Source organism: Rhodococcus sp. MS13, from assembly GCF_013277835.1.
Lineage (GTDB): Bacteria > Actinomycetota > Actinomycetes > Mycobacteriales > Mycobacteriaceae > Rhodococcus_F > Rhodococcus_F erythropolis.
Map to the genome: position 1 here is coordinate 84,867 of NZ_VBTL01000009.1, position 16,911 is coordinate 101,777.

Genomic DNA, 16,911 nt, shown 5'->3' on the forward strand with positions numbered 1-16,911 from the left:
TCTCCTCAGCCTCGCTCGAAAGAAGAATACTTTCCTTCGGGTCAGCGACCGCTGCTGCGGACCCCGAGGAGTACGTCGTCCCACGAGGGAAGAGCAGGCCGTCCGCGCTTGTCCTTGGTCTGCGTCTGCTGCGGAGCGGTTTTCGGGGTCACGTCCGGTGCAGGCTCGGGAACCTCTTCGTCGACGACTGTTTCCGGCTCGACAGCAATCGGCTCGGGCGCCACGATTCGTTCCGCCACCACCGTTCGCTCGGAAGCTGCTGTCCGCTCGGAAACTGCTGTTCGCTCGGAAACTGCTGCGGGCTCCGGCTCGATCTCCGCCACCGGTTCGACGTCGAATCGGGACAGTTCAAGCTGCTGCGGCTCGTTCGAAACCACCGGTACCAGGCCGCGGAGCGGGCGACCGAAGTCGGGATCGATCAAGTCGAATGCCGCGTCGTCGAGTGCGACGATCGTTCCGCCGTGCGCGTCGGGCTGGTAGCGCCAGTGTGCGGCGTTGGTGGTGCGGCCGGCCTGCCACTGCAACTGCGCGACCCACTGATTGTCCTCGTCGCGCCAGGCATCCCAGGTGGCCTCGTCGATGCTGTGGCCGCGGGCGCGGAATGCGTGGGTCACGATTTCGGAGAGGGTGGGAACCGTCGGGCCGTTGTCGCGTACCGGGTGTCCGCCCTGCGCCATTTCCGCGGCGCGGGAACGCTCGAGCAGAACGGGGTACGCAAAGCGCTCGACCTTGCTGATGGGGATCTTCGCTTCTTCGGCGACCTGCTCTACGGAAGCACCGGAACGAATGCGCGCCTGAATTTCGCGGGGACGGAGTTGGCTTTCCATTTCGATCTCAATCTGGCCGAGTCGAGCCACGTCTCCGCGGGAAGCTGCACGAAGTTTGTCATCGGCGGGAAGCCGGAATTTCTGGCCGGTTTCAGCATCTGCGCACACCACATGCGATCCATCGGGTTCAAGTCCGATCACTCGAAGCTCTCGCACATTGACCTCCTTATCGCGCCGGCTCGCGACTTTGCGCCGCGCTCAACTGTAATTCATTCGTGACCATGGACTCGGCAGGACACGCAGGGCGAGATGACCTCGGATCCGACCACCGGTGTGGTAGCTCACAAGGCCTGGCGCAAACGACGCTCGGCCCCCGACATCATGTCGGGGGCCGAGCGGTGAAGCAGTATGAAAATCAGCCGAGCTGAGAAACGACCCAGTCGATGCTCTTGGTGAGAGCGGTGACGTCATCGGGGTCGATGGCCGGGAACATGCCGACGCGCAGCTGGTTGCGGCCGAGCTTGCGGTACGGCTCGGTATCGACGATTCCGTTGGCGCGCAGGATCTTTGCCACCTCGGCAGCGTCGACGTCGTCCTTGAAGTCGATGGTGCCGACAACCTGCGAGCGGTGTGCCGGATCAGCGACGAACGGCGTTGCGAACTCGCTGGCCTCGGCCCAGTTGTACAGGCGCGAGGACGAATCCGCGGTGCGTGCGGTGGTCCAGTCGAGGCCGCCGTTGCTGTTCATCCACTCGATCTGGTTGGCGAAGAGCAGGAGGGTGGCCAGGGCCGGGGTGTTGTACGTCTGATCCTTGGAGCTGTTGTCCACGGCGATGGGCAGTGAGAGGAAGTCAGGAGTCCAGCGTCCCGAATCCTTGATCTCCGCGACGCGCTCGAGGGCGGCCGGGCTCATCAGCGCGATCCACAGTCCGCCGTCTGCGGCGAAGCACTTCTGCGGAGCGAAGTAGTAGACGTCGGAATCGGCGACGTTGACCGGAAGTCCACCGGCGCCCGAGGTGGCGTCGATGGCGATCAGTGCGTTCTCCGAACCCGCGGGGCGCGAGACGGGGATCGACACACCGGTGGAGGTCTCGTTGTGCGCCCAGCCGATGAGATCGACGGACGGGTCGGAGACCGGCACCGGTGCGCTGCCCGGATCGGCGGAAACGACGATCGGGTCACCGATGAACGGGTTGGCCTTGGCGACCGAAGCGAACTTGGAGCTGAATTCGCCGTTGGTCAGGTGCAGCGACTTCTCGCGGATGAGGCCGAATGCGGCCGCATCCCAGAACGCAGTGGTTCCGCCGTTGCCGAGGACGACCTCGTAGCCCTCGGGCAGTGAGAACAGATCGGCGAGGCCGGAACGAATGCTGGCCACAACGTTCTTGACCGGCTTCTGGCGATGGCTGGTGCCGAACACCGAAGCGCCCACCTCGACCAGGGACTGCAGCTGCTCGGGGCGAACCTTGGAAGGACCGCAGCCGAAGCGTCCGTCGGCGGGCTTGAGGTCGGCGGGGATGATCGGTGTGGAGGTCATCGCTTCTTTCTGTTCCTTCACTTGTGTTCTGTACTACCGTGATTGGCGAATTCGAGCGGGGTACTACGCGTGGCTGATCTGGTCCCAGCCCTCGACCGACTCCGGAGTACGGGGCGCCGGGCCGGTGTAGATGGCGGCCGGGCGTACCAGTTTACCGAGACGCTTCTGCTCGAGGATGTGTGCACACCAGCCGGCGGTGCGGCCACAGGTGAACATGGCAGGCATCATGTGCGCGGGAACCTCGGCGAAGTCGAGGATGACGGCGGCCCAGAACTCGACGTTGGTCTCGATCGCGCGATCGGGACGACGCTCACGCAGTTCTGCCAGTGCAGCCTGCTCGAGAGCTGCGGCAGCTTCGTAGCGGGGAGCGTTGAGGCGCTTCGCGGTAGCGCGGAGCACGCGTGCACGGGGATCTTCGGCGCGGTAGACGCGGTGTCCGAAGCCCATGAGCTTTTCCTTGCGGTCGAGGATTCCCTTGACCAGTGCGCGGGCGTCGCCGGTCTTCTCGGTCTCTTCGATCATCGGAAGAACGCGGGCCGGTGCGCCGCCGTGCAGCGGGCCGGACATCGCGCCGATGGCGCCGGAAAGCGAGGCAGCGACGTCGGCGCCGGTGGAGGCGATGACGCGGGCCGTGAAGGTGGAGGCGTTCATGCCGTGCTCGGCTGCCGAGACCCAGTACGCGTCGATTGCCTCGACGTGTGCCGGATCGGGCTCACCCTTCCAGCGAACCATGAAGCGCTCGGTGACCGTCTTGGCCTCGTCGATGCGGCTCTGGGGGACTGCAGGCTGGTAGATGCCGCGAGCGGACTGCGCGACGTACGACAGTGCCATGACGGATGCGCGGGCGAGCTGGTCGCGGGCGGTCTCGTCATCGATGTCGAGGAGCGGCTGGTATCCCCAGATGGGAGCCAGCATCGCCAGTCCGGCCTGGACGTCGACACGGACGTCGCCGGTGTGAATGGGGAGGGGGAAGGGCTCGGCCGGCGGGAGGCCGGGGCCGAAGCGGCCGTCGACGAGAAGGGCCCATACGTTGCCGAAGGTGACCCTCTGGCCGACCAGGTCTTCGATGTCGACACCGCGGTAGCGCAGTGCGCCGCCGTCCTTGTCGGGTTCTGCGATATCGCTGGTGAAGGCGACGACGCCTTCGAGTCCGCTCACAAAATCGTCCGGTATTGCTGCGCTCGCTGCCATTCTCGTGGACTCTCCTCGTTCGAGTGCGCCAGGTCTACAGTCGCACTGCCTCAGCTTCAGTGACTGCGCCTCGGTGCTCGCAGGGATGAGCACGCACCGTGTTTTGTACTGCGCAATCGTCTCGTCCCGATTCGGTTGCTGTCGCTGGTGCGGCTCGCGGTCCGGGTCGGGTCTAGCCACGGCAAACTTTAGCGCGTGCCGCGTAGCCGTTGGCCAGTGAGTACCCGGGAGTAGCGTTCTCGGCTGTGTCGAATGAACGTCAGGACCCGCAGGCGGTGGACAACGAACTCGCGGCCATGCGTGTGGGCTATCCGCAAGCAGGCAGCGAATCGGAGTCCGTCGAGGACCGCATGAGTGCGGAATTGGATACCTCGGTCGTCGAGACCGGTTGGCTGCCCCTCATGCGTCAATGGCTCGTGGACGCCGTCGAAGCTGACGCGCCGGAGCCCAACGCCATGACTCTGTCGACGGTGGACGACGGTGGCCGTCCGGCGTCGCGGACCGTGCTTTGCAAAGGGCTCAGCGAAGACGGTGTCCTCTTCTTCACCAACTACGGATCCGACAAGGCTCGTCACCTCGACGCGCACCCGTACGCGTCGGCCAACTTCACGTGGCTGACCCTTGCCAGGCAGGTGATCGTCCGCGGCACCACCGAGCGCGTGAGTGCTCAACTGACGCAGGATTATTGGCGAACCAGGCCTCGTGGATCGCAGCTCGGCGCGTGGGCGTCGTCGCAGTCTCGTCCGATCGACTCGCGTGCCGATCTCGACGAGCAACTGCGTGAGGTCGCCGCGCGATTCGGCGTGGACGGTGAGATTCCGGTGCCACCGAACTGGGGCGGGATTCTGATTCGGCCCGAGTCCGTCGAGTTCTGGCAAGGACGCGCCAACCGCATGCACAATCGAGTTCGCACGAGCCTGGTCGACGGACAGTGGTCCGCCGTCCGTCTCCAGCCGTGAGCCGGTTACTCGCGGACACGACTCCGCTCGAGAATCGCGACTATCGACGGCTGTGGACGGCCGGCATCGTCACCGTCATCGGCGCTCAGCTCAGTGTGGTCGCCGTACCGCAACAGGTGTACGAGATCACCCGAAGCTCGGCCTACGTCGGTCTGACGGGAATCTTCGGTCTGGTCCCGCTGGTCGTTTTCGGTCTGTGGGGCGGCGCACTGGCCGACGTCATGGATCGACGACGGCTGTTGATGATCACCTCGGTCGGACTCGGTGTCACGTCGGTGCTGTTCTGGATCCAGGCTGCTCTGAACGTGAACAACGTGTGGTTGGTGCTCGGATTGTTCTCGGTTCAACAGGCGTTCTTCGCGGTGAACCAACCGACGCGAGCGGCGATCATCCCTCGGTTGATCCCGGGCAGGCAGTTACCTGCCGCGAACTCGCTGAACATGACTGTCGTGCAGTTCGGTGCGATAGCCGGCCCGCTACTGGCGGGTGTCCTCATACCGTCGGCCGGTCTGCAACTGCTGTACCTGCTCGACTCGATCTTTCTGATCGCCACGTTGTGGGCAGTGTGGAAGCTCCCGGCGATTCCGCCGACCGGCACGTCTCGGCGGGCCGGGCTCAGCGAGGTTCTGGGCGGTTTCACGTATCTCGCGACGCAGAAGGTTCTGCTCGCGTCGTTCGTGGTGGACATCATCGCGATGGTGTTCGGGATGTCGCGAGCACTGTTCCCGGAGATCGCACACGAATCCTTCGGTGACCCCGCCAGCGGCGGTTTTGCGCTCGGACTGCTGTTCGCGGCGATGTCGGTGGGAGCCGTTCTGGGCGGAGTGTTCTCGGGTTGGTTGCCACGGGTTCAGTACCAGGGGCGGGCCGTGCTGGTCTGCATCGCACTGTGGGGGCTGTCCATGGTCGGCTTCGGAGTAGCGGTGTACTTCGCGAGTCCCGGTTCCAGTGTGATTCTGCTCTGGGTGGCGGTTGCGTTCCTGGCATTCGGCGGCGCCGTCGACATGGTCTCGGCCGCATTCCGCAGCACGATGCTTCAGCAAGTGGCAACCGACGACATGCGCGGACGACTGCAGGGCGTGTTCATCGTGGTCGTGGCTGGTGGTCCGCGTATCGGTGACGTCCTGCACGGCGGTGCGGCCTTCCTGTTCGGGACCGGTGTCGCGGCAGCGGGCGGCGGCTTCCTGGTGATTGTCGGTGTTGTCCTTTCTGCCCTCGCATTTCCGGCGTTCGTTCGCTACAAGGTGGGACGCGCCGTCTGACGTCCTGGTTAACCGGTCGCTCGTGGTGGAAACTGGTACGTATGACTGCGCCGCACAGCACGGGTAGGGGAGGGTTCGAGATCCGTGGTGGCGGCTATCGAGCCGAGATCGCCGCGGCCGGTGCCGGGTTGCGGCTTCTCGACCACGAAGGACCGAACGGTCAGCGCGCGCTGACCGAGACCTGGGCACTCGGATCGAAGCCGCCGCTGTCGGCCGGATTGGTTCTCGCGCCGTGGCCCAACCGAATTCGCGACGGGCACTTCATGTTCGACGGGATCGAGCATCAACTCGAGATCACCGAACCTGCGCTGGGGAACGCGAGCCACGGGTTCGTCCGTCGTCGCAATTGGAGCCTCGTGGACCACACCTACGAGCGCGTCGAACTGTCGGTGGACGTCGGACTGCACAAGGGTTGGCCGTATCCGTTGCAGCTGACGATCGCCTATGAGGTCGGTGCCGACGGGTTGACCGTCACGCATACGGCCACGAACAAGGGTGCGACCTCGTCTCCGTTCGGGCTCGGAATGCACACCTTCATTCGCGCCGGCGACTTTCCGCTCGACGAATGTGCACTGCATCTGGCCGCAGGCACGCGGTTGCCGATCGATCCGGCGAGGATGCTGCCGAACGCGTATTCGCAGGCAGTCGCCGGTACGGATTACGACTTCCGGACACCGAGACCGCTCGACGGGGTTCAGTTGGACACGCCGTACAGCGCATTGGACGTCGTCGACGGCAGTGGTCGGACGCAACATGAGCTGCTGGCTCCGGATGGAACGGGCACTGCCCTGTGGACCAACCGCGAGTTCCCGTGGATTCAGGCCTTCATCGCAGATCCCGCCAACGACAAGGGGTATCCCGATCGCGGCCGCGCATTGGCTTTGGAACCGATGACCTGCCCGCCTGACGCCTTCAATTCGGGCATCGACCTCCTGGTGCTTCACCCGGGTCAGACGTGGACGGGTAGCTGGGGCATCAAGGCTCTGTGATCCGGCTCTCATACCGTGGGATCGTGTAACGCCGAGTAGGCATCAGGCGATAACGATCGGTTTTCGGTACCTCGTGTCAGTGCTCCGGACGGTCCGACATTGGTCCCATTCTCGGATAGCTGCCGAGATTTGCAGATCAGTGTGGGTAAATGCGCGATTCCGTAGACTGGAGTACCGGTCATGCGAGTGGGAAAACCCAGCCTGGAACGTGTTTCAGTTTCGGTGGGTATGTCGGGTTCGTGAGTACCCGAAAAATAGCCGTGGAGCGACCCTCCTTCGGCACGATCTCTCCCGTGCGACTAGTTTCTAGTTGATCGCATGTAGTTACTCGTTGGTTCGAGCTTGAGAGGGATCCTTCGTGCCCGCTGACAATGACACAAAGCCCACGCTTACTTACCCCGGTGGTGAGTACACGATGTCCATTGCCAGGGCAACAGAGGGCAATGACGGCATCGAGCTGGGAAAGCTGCTGGCCACAACGGGGTACACCACCCTTGACCCCGGTTTTGTGAACACTGCATCCACCAGTTCTGCAATCACATACATCGACGGTGAGAAGGGAATCCTGCGTTACCGCGGATATCCCATCGAGCAGTTGGCAGGTAAGTCGACGTTCATCGAGGTCAGCTACCTGCTGATCTACGGCGAACTGCCGACCGACGCCCAGCTCGAGTCCTTCACGGACCGCATTCGTCGACACACCCTGCTCCACGAGGACCTCAAGCGGTTCTTCGACGGATTCCCGCGCAACGCTCACCCGATGCCGGTTCTCTCGTCCGCAGTGAACGCACTGTCGGCGTACTACCAGGATTCGCTCGATCCCGAGGATCCGGAGCAGGTGGAACTGTCCACCATCCGTCTTCTTGCGAAGCTGCCGACCATCGCTGCGTACGCGTACAAGAAGTCCGTCGGACAGCCGTTCCTGTACCCGGACAACTCGTTGAACCTGGTCGAGAACTTCATGCGTATGACGTTCGGCTTCCCGGCCGAGCCGTACCAGGGTGATCCCGAGGTCGCCAAGGCACTCGACATGCTGCTGATCCTGCACGCGGACCACGAGCAGAACTGCTCCACGTCGACCGTGCGCATGGTCGGCTCGTCGGACGCCAACCTGTTCACCTCCGTCTCTGCCGGCATCAACGCACTGTGGGGCCCGCTGCACGGTGGCGCGAACCAGGCAGTGCTCGAGATGCTCGACGAGATCAAGGCCAGCGGCAGCACCGCAGCCGAGTTCGTCCGCAAGGTCAAGAACAAGGAAGACGGCGTGAAGCTCATGGGCTTCGGGCACCGCGTCTACCGCAACTACGATCCGCGCGCTGCGCTGGTCCGCGAAACCGCGCACACCATCCTCGCCAAGCTCGGCGGCGACGACGAACTGCTCAACATCGCAATGCAACTCGAAGAGGCCGCCCTCACGGACGACTACTTCATCGAGCGCAAGCTCTACCCGAACGTCGACTTCTACACCGGCCTCATCTACCGCGCGATGGGCTTCCCGCCGCGCATGTTCACGGTGCTGTTCGCCATGGGCCGTCTGCCCGGCTGGATTGCGCACTGGCGTGAAATGCACGAGGATCCGGCTACGAAGATCGGCCGCCCGCGCCAGATCTACACCGGCTACACCGAGCGTGACTACAGAGACATCACGTCCCGCTGACGCGTGACCTAGCGACATCACGTCCCGCTGACGCGTGACCTAGCGACATCACCACCCGCTAGTCTTCTGTACACATTATTTCGCCTCAACGAGGAGGACCCATGAGTAGCAAGCCCGTAATCGAGTTCCAGGAAGGCCCCGCGCCGACCGATCTGGTCATCAAGGATCTTGTTGTCGGAGAAGGCGCCGAAGCCGTTCCCGGTGGCACCGTCGATGTTCACTACGTCGGTGTCGAGTTCGAGTCCGGTGAAGAGTTCGACTCTTCCTGGAGCCGTGGCGAGTCCATTCAGTTCCCGCTTCGTGGCCTGATCAAGGGTTGGCAGGACGGCATCCCGGGCATGAAGGTTGGCGGACGTCGCCAGCTCACCATTCCGCCGGAGCTGGCATACGGCCCCGCCGGTGCAGGGCACCAGCTTTCCGGCAAGACCTTGGTCTTCGTGATCGATCTGCTGGAAGCCAAGTAATTCACTGTGCGCCTTTATTAACCCCCCGCGGTTAATAAAGGCGCACAGCACAAGCAGCCCCGCACCGTCAGGTGTGGGGCTTTCTTGTGTGGTCAGCTCGCGGTCTTTCGTCGGTAGAGCCAGTTCGACCACACGAATCCCGCGGCGGCGATGCCCAGGCACCACGCGAGGGCGATGGCCGCGCTGTTCCCGATCGGCGTGCCCATCAGGAGTCCGCGCACCGTCTCGATGATCGGGGTTACCGGTTGGTGCCGGGCAAATCCCTGCAGCCATGACGGCATTGTCTCAGCCGGTACGAAAGCAGTGCTGACGTAGGGCAGGAACATGATGGCGAAGGTGAATCCGCTTGCAGCCTCCGGGTTCTTGGCCAAGAGCCCCAAAGCTGTCGAGAGGTACGACATGGCAAAGACGAAGGCGACGATCACAGCGGCGACGCCGAGCCAGCGCAACGGATCGCTGGTCGGGCGAAATCCCATGATCAGCGCAACGACGACCACGATCGCCGTAGTCAGGATGTTGCGGACGACGCTGGCCATTACATGACCGGTCAGGACCGACGACGGAGAGATCGCCAGGGTCCGGAAACGGTCGATGACCCCGTCCTTCATGTCGCTCGAGACGCTGACCGCGGTGGTCGAGGCACCGAAACCGGCGCACAGAAGGATGATTCCTGGTACGACGTAGTCGATGTACTCGCTACCGGTGTTGATGGCGCCGCCGAAGACGTAGACGAACAGCAGCATGAGCATGACCGGAAGGGCTATCGCGGTGATCATCGAATCCGGACTGCGCAGAACGTGTTTGAGATTCCGGCGGAGCATCACCGCGGAATCGATTGCAATGGTGGAGGTCATCGAACGCTCGCAATCTCAGGTTGGCCTGATCCGGTGAGCGCGAAGAACACGTCGTCCAGATCAGGGGTGTGAACGGAGAACTTCTCGACGGTGATCGACGGATCGTCGATCGAGTCGAGGATGGCTTTGATCGACGGAACCGCTCCGTCGGAAGGGATGTGCAGGGTCAAGGTCTCGGCATTCGAATGCGCCTGCGGCAGTGATGCCGCGGCGAGTTCGAGTTGGGCCAGGTTCTCGAATTGCAGAGCGACGTGGCCGCCGGGAACAAGGCGTTTGAGTTCGTCCGGTGTTCCCTCGGCGACGAGGCGACCGCCGCTCAGCACGCCGACTGTATCGGCCAATTCGTCTGCCTCGTCGAGGTATTGGGTGGTGAGGAAGATGGTGACGCCTGACGCTGTGAGTCCTCGAACGATCGACCACATTTCGTGGCGGCTCCGCGGGTCCAGGCCGGTGGTGGGTTCGTCGAGAAAGACGACGTCCGGTCGGGCGACGAGGCTCATTGCGATGTCGAGTCGTCTGAGCATGCCGCCAGAGTAGTCGCCGGCGCGTTTGTCGCCGAAGTCCGTCAAATCGAACTGGTCGAGCAATTCCTCGGCACGGCGACGGGAGTTCTTCCGGCCCAGGTGATTCAGTTCGCCCAGAAGGGTCAGGTTCTCGAATCCGGTCAGCAAGGTATCGACGGCTGCGTACTGCCCGGTCACGCTGATGCGCCGCCGAACGTTCTGTGGATCTCCGGGCAGTGAATGCCCCGCGACCGTGACCTCGCCTCCGTCGAAGGGGATGAGGGTGGTGAGAATTCTTACGGCCGTGGTCTTTCCGGCGCCGTTCGCGCCGAGGAGGGCGTACACCGATCCGGCCGGGACCGACAGGTCGAGTCCACCCAGTACCTGTTGAACGCCGTAGCGCTTTCGGAGTCCGCGGACCGAGATTGCGGGGATCGTTCCTGACATCGAGACCTCCAAGTAAGAACTGTGTATGTCATAAACTCGTGTTTATAGCGTACACAGTTCTAGGATGATGGCAAGAGTGAAGAGTGGGAGCTTATGGATCGCGGAGCGCTACCGAGAGCAGTTGAACTGGCCTGGGGATTGGACCAGCCGGGAACGCGGGGTCCCAAGAAGGGGCTCAGTCTCGAGCAAATTCTCGACACCGCGATCGAGTTGGCCGACGCGGAAGGTGTCACGGCTCTGTCGATGGGCCGCGTGGCCAAAGCGCTCGGGTTCACGACCATGTCGCTCTACCGCTACGTGGCAAGCAAAGACGAACTGATCGAACTGATTTCGGATCGGGTGATCGGGCCACCGCCGGTGATTCCCGACGGCGTGACCTGGCGCGTCAAGCTCGAGGCGTGGGCGAATCAGGAGTATGCCACGATGCTGAGTCGACCGTGGTGGCTCAAGCTGCCCATCACGGCTCCACCGACCGGGCCCAACAACATGGCGTGGCTCGACGCGGGTCTGAGCGCCCTCGACGGTGTCGCCCTGAGTGCCGCGTCGAAGTTCCAGGTGGTGACCAACGTGTCGTTGTTCGTCATCGGCCGCGCCCGATTCTCGGCCGACCTGGCTACTCGTTCAGCGCAGTCGGAAGATGACGACGTCGCATACGGTGCTCTCATTGCTCGTGTCATCAATCGGGAGGAATTCCCCCACCTGAGTGCCGCAATCGAGGAGGGTGGCTTCGAGGACGGCAGCCCGGAGGGTGAGGCCGCCGGCGATGATGCCTTCGATTTCAGTTTCTCGCTTGGCTTACTGCTCGACGGAATCGAGAAGCTGGTGCAGCGGTCAGGACACCAGCGCGGTGGCACTGACGTCGTCGATGATCAGGTCGGTGATCAGCCCGCCCCGTAGTGCACCCTCCAGTGCGGGCAGTTTTGCTGTTCCGGCGACAATGCACACGCGCCTGGCGACCTTCTCGAAAAGGTCCAGTCGTGGGCCGCTCGCGCGCTCGTTGAGTTCGATTCCGCGGTAGCTCCCGTCTGACCGGAAGAACACGGTTGCGATGTCGCCGACTACTCCGTCGCGTCGAAGTGCTTCTGCTTCATCGGGTTCGAGGTATCCGGCGGTGTAGACGTGACTCGGGACGTTGCCGCCCGGTACGCCGATGCTGAAGACTGCCAGGTCCATTCGCTTTTGCATGTCCAGTACGCGTTTGATACTTCGTTCGCGCCACAACTGCTCCCGGGTCTCCGGGTAGTCGAAGAATGCGGGGACCGGAAATCCTTGGGGGAGAGCGCCGTAGGCGTCGGCGATGGTTCTGATGATGTCGCTGGCGTACGAGATTCCGGTGGTGCGAGTATTCGCGGCGCCGTTGAGTTGCACGACGTACGAGTTGTACGTGCGTTTGGGGGCAAGGTGCTTGCTGACTTCACTGAGAGTGGTTCCCCAGGCGATCCCCATCACCATGTCGCTGTCGAAGAACGACGCGAGCAGGCGTCCGGCAAAGGTTGCGACCTTCTCGAGTCGCTCGAGATCGCCCACCAGTTCCGGCACCGTCACCACGTGGGCACGCACTCCGTACCGTTCCGAGAACTCGCGTTCGATGCGAGGAGCCTGGCCGTGCGGGGTGCTGATCTTGATCTCGACGAGGCCTGAGGTGCGCGCGTAGGTGATCAATCGGGAGACGGTGGATCGGGACACCCCCATGTCGCGGCCGATGGCAGCCATGGTCTGGTCCTGGAAGTAATAGAGGCGTGCGGCCTGAACGGCGTCGGCGATGCGAGGGTCCGCCGGATCGGAGGTAGCGGAGTCGGAAGTGGGAGTTTCCATGGGTTCGTCCTGTCTGCACGTACGTGCAAGAGCACTGAACCGAATCTTATCCGAGTAGAACCAGGTTGAGCCGCTCGATCACGCAAAGTCCCAGAAGTGTGTCTGTTACCAGCGTTACGGTGCGCAAATGACGCATTTGCACATATGTGCACGAGCTATGCGTGAATGTGCAATGGGCTTTACGCTACGGGTGCAGCAATCCAAACTATGACATGCATCACAACGAAGTGAGGGTGGGGATGGAGAAAGCCAAGCGATTGGGGCTTCCGGGCGAGTTGGCAGCCGAGTTCGCCGGAACGATGATCTTGATCTTGTTCGGCGTCGGAGTTGTGGCGCAGGTTGTGTCCGGCGGGAGCGGTGGGGGTCTCGGCGGACACGACAGTATTGCGTGGGCCTGGGGACTCGGCGTCATGTTCGGCATCTATGTCGCAGGCCGGGTGACGGGTGCTCATCTGAACCCCGCAGTGACCTTCGCCTTCGCGATCTTCCGGGGATTCTCCTGGCGCAAGGTGCTGCCGTACACCCTGGCGCAGACCGCTGGAGCCTTTGTCGCCGCGTTGATAGTCCGGTGGAATTACAACGACATGCTCAATGCGATCGATCCCGGACACACAACCGCCACCCAGACGATCTTCTCGACGATGCCCGGAAACGGAACGCTTCCGGTCAGTCTCGGCTCGGCTCTGATCGATCAGATCATCGGCACCGCCATCCTGTTGTTCCTCATCGTTGCAGTCACCGATTCTCGTGGAACTCCGCCGCTCGCGAATCTCGCGCCGTTTGTCGTCGGATTGATCGTGGTGGGAATCGGATTCGCCTGGGCGACCAACGCGGGGTACGCCATCAACCCGGCGCGCGACTTCGGGCCACGACTGGCGTCCTTCATCACCGGCTACGGCAGCGCCTGGCGAGATCAGTACGGGAGCTTGTATTTCTGGGTGCCCATCGTGGGACCCCTGATCGGCGCTCCGATCGGAGTGTTCCTCTACGACAAGCTGGTTGGAAGATTCCTGCCTGACGACGAGTCGGCGGAGGAAGCGACCGAAGAGCCGGCGTCGATACCGGCGTGACCGCGAAACATTATCTCTGACAGTCAATCTCTCGTACTTTCTTTCGATACCAAAGGGGTAGCACGATGACGCAGTTCGTAGCCGCGATAGACCAGGGAACCACCTCCACACGTTGCATGATCTTCGATCACAGTGGGCACGTAGTCGCTGTCGAACAGCACGAGCACACACAGATCTTTCCGCAGGCAGGCTGGGTCGAACACGATCCGATCGAAATTTGGGACAACGTCCGCAACGTCACCGCGGGCGCTTTGGCAAACGCAGACCTGACCGCGGCCGATATCGCGTCCGTCGGCATCACCAATCAGCGTGAGACAGCGGTGGTGTGGGAACGCGCCACCGGAAAACCCGTCTACAACGCAATCGTCTGGCAGGACACACGCACCGATCGAATCTGTACTGCACTCGCCGGCGAGGACGGGCCGAAGAAGTACACCGAAGTCACCGGATTGCCTTTGGCCACGTACTTCTCGGGTCCCAAGGTCAAGTGGATTCTCGACAACGTCGAGGGGGCGCGTGAGAAGGCCGACGCAGGAGAGTTGTGCTTCGGCACGATGGACACCTGGGTGCTGTGGAACATGACCGGCGGCGTCGACGGCGGAGTGCACGCAACCGACCCCACCAATGCGTCGCGCACCCTGTTGATGGATCTTGACACTCTCGCTTGGGATTCGGCGATCTGCGCCGACATGGGCATCCCCGAATCGATGCTCCCCGAGATTCGCAGCTCGTCCGAAACTTTCGGATTCGTACGCGAACGCGGAACGTTGTCCGGTGTGCCGATCGCCGGAATCCTCGGCGATCAGCAAGCAGCGACTTTCGGTCAGGCCTGCCTCTCACCCGGAGAAGCGAAGAACACCTACGGAACCGGCAACTTCGTGCTCCTCAACACCGGCACCGAAAAGGTGATGAGCAAGAACGGTTTGTTGACTACGGTCTGCTACAAGATCGGTGAGCAGCCAACGGTTTACGCGCTGGAAGGATCGATCGCCGTGACCGGTTCGCTGGTCCAGTGGCTTCGGGACAACCTCGGCATGATCGACAACGCGGCCGACATCGAGGTCAATGCGCGCTCTGTGGACGACAACGGTGGCGCGTACTTCGTGCCTGCGTTCTCGGGTCTGTTCGCACCGCACTGGCGCGCGGATGCCCGCGGTGCCATCGTCGGTCTGACCCGGTTCGTGAACAAGGGGCACCTTGCCCGGGCGGTACTCGAAGCGACTGCGTACCAGAGCCGTGAGGTGATCGAGGCGATGAACCTCGACTCGGGCGTCGACTTGAAGGTACTCAAGGTCGACGGCGGAATGGTCGCGAACGAACTCCTCATGCAATTCCAGGCCGATCTGCTCGACGTCGAGGTGATCCGCCCTGTCGTTGCGGAGACCACGGCATTGGGCGCTGCGTACGCCGCTGGTCTCGCGGTCGGGTACTGGGAGAGCGAGGACGACATTCGCAGCAACTGGGCGAAGGACAAGAGCTGGACGCCGTCGATGGATTCGGCCGAGCGTGAGCGGCTGTACGCAGGCTGGCAGAAAGCCGTCACTCGGACACTCGACTGGGTTGACGCAGACTGATAGCGGCGCCCGAATTTCTACCTATTTTCAAGTGAAGGAACCCTTTTCATGAGCACAGCACAAGCATTGAGTCCGTCCTCGCGGGCGGAGTCGCTGAAGAAGTTGGAAGAAACCGAACTCGACGTCCTGGTCATCGGCGGTGGCGTGGTCGGCGCGGGTAGCGCGCTCGATGCCGCAACTCGTGGTCTGAAGGTGGGCTTGGTGGAGGCTCGTGACTTCGCGTCCGGAACCTCGAGCAGGTCCAGCAAGTTGTTCCACGGCGGACTGCGTTACCTGGAGCAGTTCAATTTTGCGCTCGTGTTCGAGGCACTGCGTGAGCGTTCGCTGGTTCTGAACTCGCTGTGCCCGCATCTCGCGAAGCCGGTGCCGTTCATCTACCCGCTCGAGAAGTTGATCGACCGGCCGTACGTCGGTCTGGGCATCGGCGTCTACGACGTGATGGGCGCAGGCCGCGGGGTTCCCTCACACCACAAGCATGTGGGAAAGAAGAAGACTCTCGAGTCGTTCCCTTCCGGAAAGCGCTCTGCTATCAGGGGTTCGGTCAAGTTCTACGAGGGCCAGGTAGATGACGCCCGCCACACGATGATGCTGGCGCGCACAGCAGCCGAATACGGCGCACTGTGCGTCAACAGCACCCGCGTAATCGGTTTTCTCCGTGAGGAGGACCGCGTTGTCGGAGTGAAGGCAGTGGATCTGGAAACGGGTCGCGCGTTCGAGATCCGTGCTCGTCAGGTCATCAACGCCGCCGGGGTCTGGACCGACGAGATCCAGGAAATGGTCGGTGGGCGAGGGCAATTCCAGGTTCGCGCTTCGAAAGGTGTGCACCTGGTCGTCCCGCGAAACCGCATCAACTCCTCTACCGGAATCATTACGCGGACCGAGAAGAGTCTGCTGTTCGTGATCCCGTGGGGAAGCCACTGGATCATCGGTACGACGGACACCGACTGGAACCTCGACCTCGCGCATCCGGCAGCGAGCCGAAGCGATATCGACTACATCCTCGGACATGTCAACAAGCTGCTCCAGGACGAGTTGACGCACGAGGATGTTGTCGGTGTGTACGCGGGACTGCGTCCGTTGTTGTTCGGCGAATCGGACTCGACCAGCACTCTCTCGCGTGAGCACGCGGTGTCGAGTCCGGTTCGAGGGTTGACGGTGGTCGCCGGTGGCAAGTACACGACCTACCGCGTGATGGCCAAGGACGCAGTCGATTCCGCGGTACACGGACTCGAACAGAAGGTGCCGAAGTCCTGCACCGAGCGTATCCAGCTGGTGGGTGCCGACGGCTATTTTGCCGCACACAACAATCGGCATCTCACCGCTGAGCGCACCGGGCTCCACGTTTCGACCATCGAGCACCTACTCGGTCGGTACGGCACTTTGGCTGACGAGTTGTTCGAACTCATCGAGGCGAGGCCTGAACTGGGGCAGCCGTTGGACTCCGCCTCTGAGTACCTCAAGGCGGAGATTCACTACGCCGCGAGTCACGAGGGTGCGCAGCATCTCGACGACATCCTCACCCGTCGTACCCGCATCTCCATCGAGGTGACCGACCGCGGCGACGCGGCAGCCGCGGAAGTAGCCGAACTGGTTGCGCCGGTGCTGGGTTGGACTCCCGAGCACATTGCCGAGGAGATCGAACACTACCGGTTGCGTGTTGCAGCCGAGCGGGAATCGCAGGAGCAGCCCGATGACCTGACCGCTGATGCGGCGCGCCTTGGTGCACCGGACGTTCGCACCGGAGTCACTGTCGGACAGGTTTGAACCTGAGACACCACTGATCGGCCGGGGCATTGCGTCCCGGCCGATCGGCCGAACTGGC

The 16,911-nt window shown here is 62.7% G+C and carries 15 protein-coding genes; 9 read left to right on the plus strand and 6 right to left on the minus strand.

The genetic code is table 11. The features are described 5' to 3' along the window. Positions 1–41: 41 nt before the first annotated feature. The 3 genes from sepH to FEZ59_RS17850 form a co-directional block, all read right to left on the minus strand. On the minus strand, positions 42–983 hold the full coding sequence (sepH, locus tag FEZ59_RS17840; protein WP_019744919.1) for a septation protein SepH: 942 nt from the start codon (positions 981–983) through the stop codon (positions 42–44). Positions 984–1,182: 199 nt separating this feature from the next. Continuing rightward, positions 1,183–2,304: a phosphoserine transaminase gene (gene serC / locus FEZ59_RS17845; RefSeq protein WP_029536908.1), complete on the minus strand. Its 1,122-nt coding sequence runs from the start codon at positions 2,302–2,304 to the stop codon at positions 1,183–1,185. A 63-nt stretch (positions 2,305–2,367) separates the two neighbouring features. Continuing rightward, positions 2,368–3,495 (minus strand): citrate synthase 2, encoded by a 1,128-nt coding sequence (locus FEZ59_RS17850; protein ID WP_003940025.1) that lies wholly within the window; start codon positions 3,493–3,495, stop codon positions 2,368–2,370. A 245-nt stretch (positions 3,496–3,740) separates the two neighbouring features. On the opposite strand from FEZ59_RS17850, the gene pdxH reads away from it, so the two are divergent. The 5 genes from pdxH to FEZ59_RS17875 all read left to right on the plus strand — a co-directional run bounded on the left by pdxH (position 3,741) and on the right by FEZ59_RS17875 (position 8,826). Next, positions 3,741–4,454 (plus strand): pyridoxamine 5'-phosphate oxidase, encoded by a 714-nt coding sequence (pdxH, locus tag FEZ59_RS17855; RefSeq protein ID WP_042952686.1) that lies wholly within the window; start codon positions 3,741–3,743, stop codon positions 4,452–4,454. Beyond that, positions 4,451–5,716 carry an MFS transporter gene (locus FEZ59_RS17860; RefSeq protein ID WP_046379062.1) on the plus strand — a complete coding sequence of 422 codons (1,266 nt, stop codon included), beginning with the start codon at positions 4,451–4,453 and terminating at the stop codon, positions 5,714–5,716. The genes pdxH and FEZ59_RS17860 overlap by 4 nt, the downstream gene beginning before the upstream one ends. 41 nt (positions 5,717–5,757) lie before the next feature. After that, on the plus strand, positions 5,758–6,705 hold the full coding sequence (locus tag FEZ59_RS17865; RefSeq protein WP_046379061.1) for an aldose 1-epimerase family protein: 948 nt from the start codon (positions 5,758–5,760) through the stop codon (positions 6,703–6,705). A 358-nt stretch (positions 6,706–7,063) separates the two neighbouring features. Beyond that, positions 7,064–8,362: a citrate synthase gene (locus tag FEZ59_RS17870; RefSeq protein WP_003940509.1), complete on the plus strand. Its 1,299-nt coding sequence runs from the start codon at positions 7,064–7,066 to the stop codon at positions 8,360–8,362. 101 nt (positions 8,363–8,463) lie between these two features. Further along, a complete protein-coding gene (locus FEZ59_RS17875; protein WP_019744913.1) occupies positions 8,464–8,826 on the plus strand; it encodes an FKBP-type peptidyl-prolyl cis-trans isomerase in 363 nt (120 codons plus the stop codon). Between the two features lie 92 nt (positions 8,827–8,918). On the opposite strand, the gene FEZ59_RS17880 is transcribed toward FEZ59_RS17875, so the two are convergent. Continuing rightward, the gene (locus FEZ59_RS17880) at positions 8,919–9,680 is read right to left on the minus strand and encodes an ABC transporter permease (RefSeq protein ID WP_134999136.1); all 762 of its coding nucleotides are present in this window, start codon (positions 9,678–9,680) and stop codon (positions 8,919–8,921) included. Then, positions 9,677–10,630: an ATP-binding cassette domain-containing protein gene (locus tag FEZ59_RS17885; RefSeq protein ID WP_134999137.1), complete on the minus strand. Its 954-nt coding sequence runs from the start codon at positions 10,628–10,630 to the stop codon at positions 9,677–9,679. The genes FEZ59_RS17880 and FEZ59_RS17885 overlap by 4 nt, the downstream gene beginning before the upstream one ends. A 93-nt stretch (positions 10,631–10,723) precedes the next feature. Here FEZ59_RS17885 and FEZ59_RS17890 point away from each other — a divergent pair, with 93 nt between their 5' ends. After that, on the plus strand, positions 10,724–11,527 hold the full coding sequence (locus tag FEZ59_RS17890) for a TetR/AcrR family transcriptional regulator (protein ID WP_019744910.1): 804 nt from the start codon (positions 10,724–10,726) through the stop codon (positions 11,525–11,527). On the opposite strand, the gene FEZ59_RS17895 is transcribed toward FEZ59_RS17890, so the two are convergent. Then, the gene (locus FEZ59_RS17895) at positions 11,462–12,445 is read right to left on the minus strand and encodes a sugar-binding domain-containing protein (RefSeq protein ID WP_007733475.1); all 984 of its coding nucleotides are present in this window, start codon (positions 12,443–12,445) and stop codon (positions 11,462–11,464) included. The two genes, FEZ59_RS17890 and FEZ59_RS17895, sit on opposite strands and share 66 nt — an antisense overlap. Before the next feature lie 239 nt (positions 12,446–12,684). Between FEZ59_RS17895 and FEZ59_RS17900 the strand changes: the two genes are divergently transcribed. The 3 genes from FEZ59_RS17900 to FEZ59_RS17910 all read left to right on the plus strand — a co-directional run bounded on the left by FEZ59_RS17900 (position 12,685) and on the right by FEZ59_RS17910 (position 16,853). Next, positions 12,685–13,515, plus strand: coding sequence for an MIP/aquaporin family protein (locus FEZ59_RS17900; RefSeq protein ID WP_021345269.1), 831 nt, complete (start codon positions 12,685–12,687; stop codon positions 13,513–13,515). Between the two features lie 65 nt (positions 13,516–13,580). After that, complete coding sequence (gene glpK, locus FEZ59_RS17905; RefSeq protein WP_020970480.1) at positions 13,581–15,089, plus strand: glycerol kinase GlpK; 1,509 nt, start codon at positions 13,581–13,583, stop codon at positions 15,087–15,089. 48 nt (positions 15,090–15,137) lie between these two features. After that, the gene (locus FEZ59_RS17910) at positions 15,138–16,853 is read left to right on the plus strand and encodes a glycerol-3-phosphate dehydrogenase/oxidase (protein ID WP_134999138.1); all 1,716 of its coding nucleotides are present in this window, start codon (positions 15,138–15,140) and stop codon (positions 16,851–16,853) included. Positions 16,854–16,911: the final 58 nt, after the last annotated feature.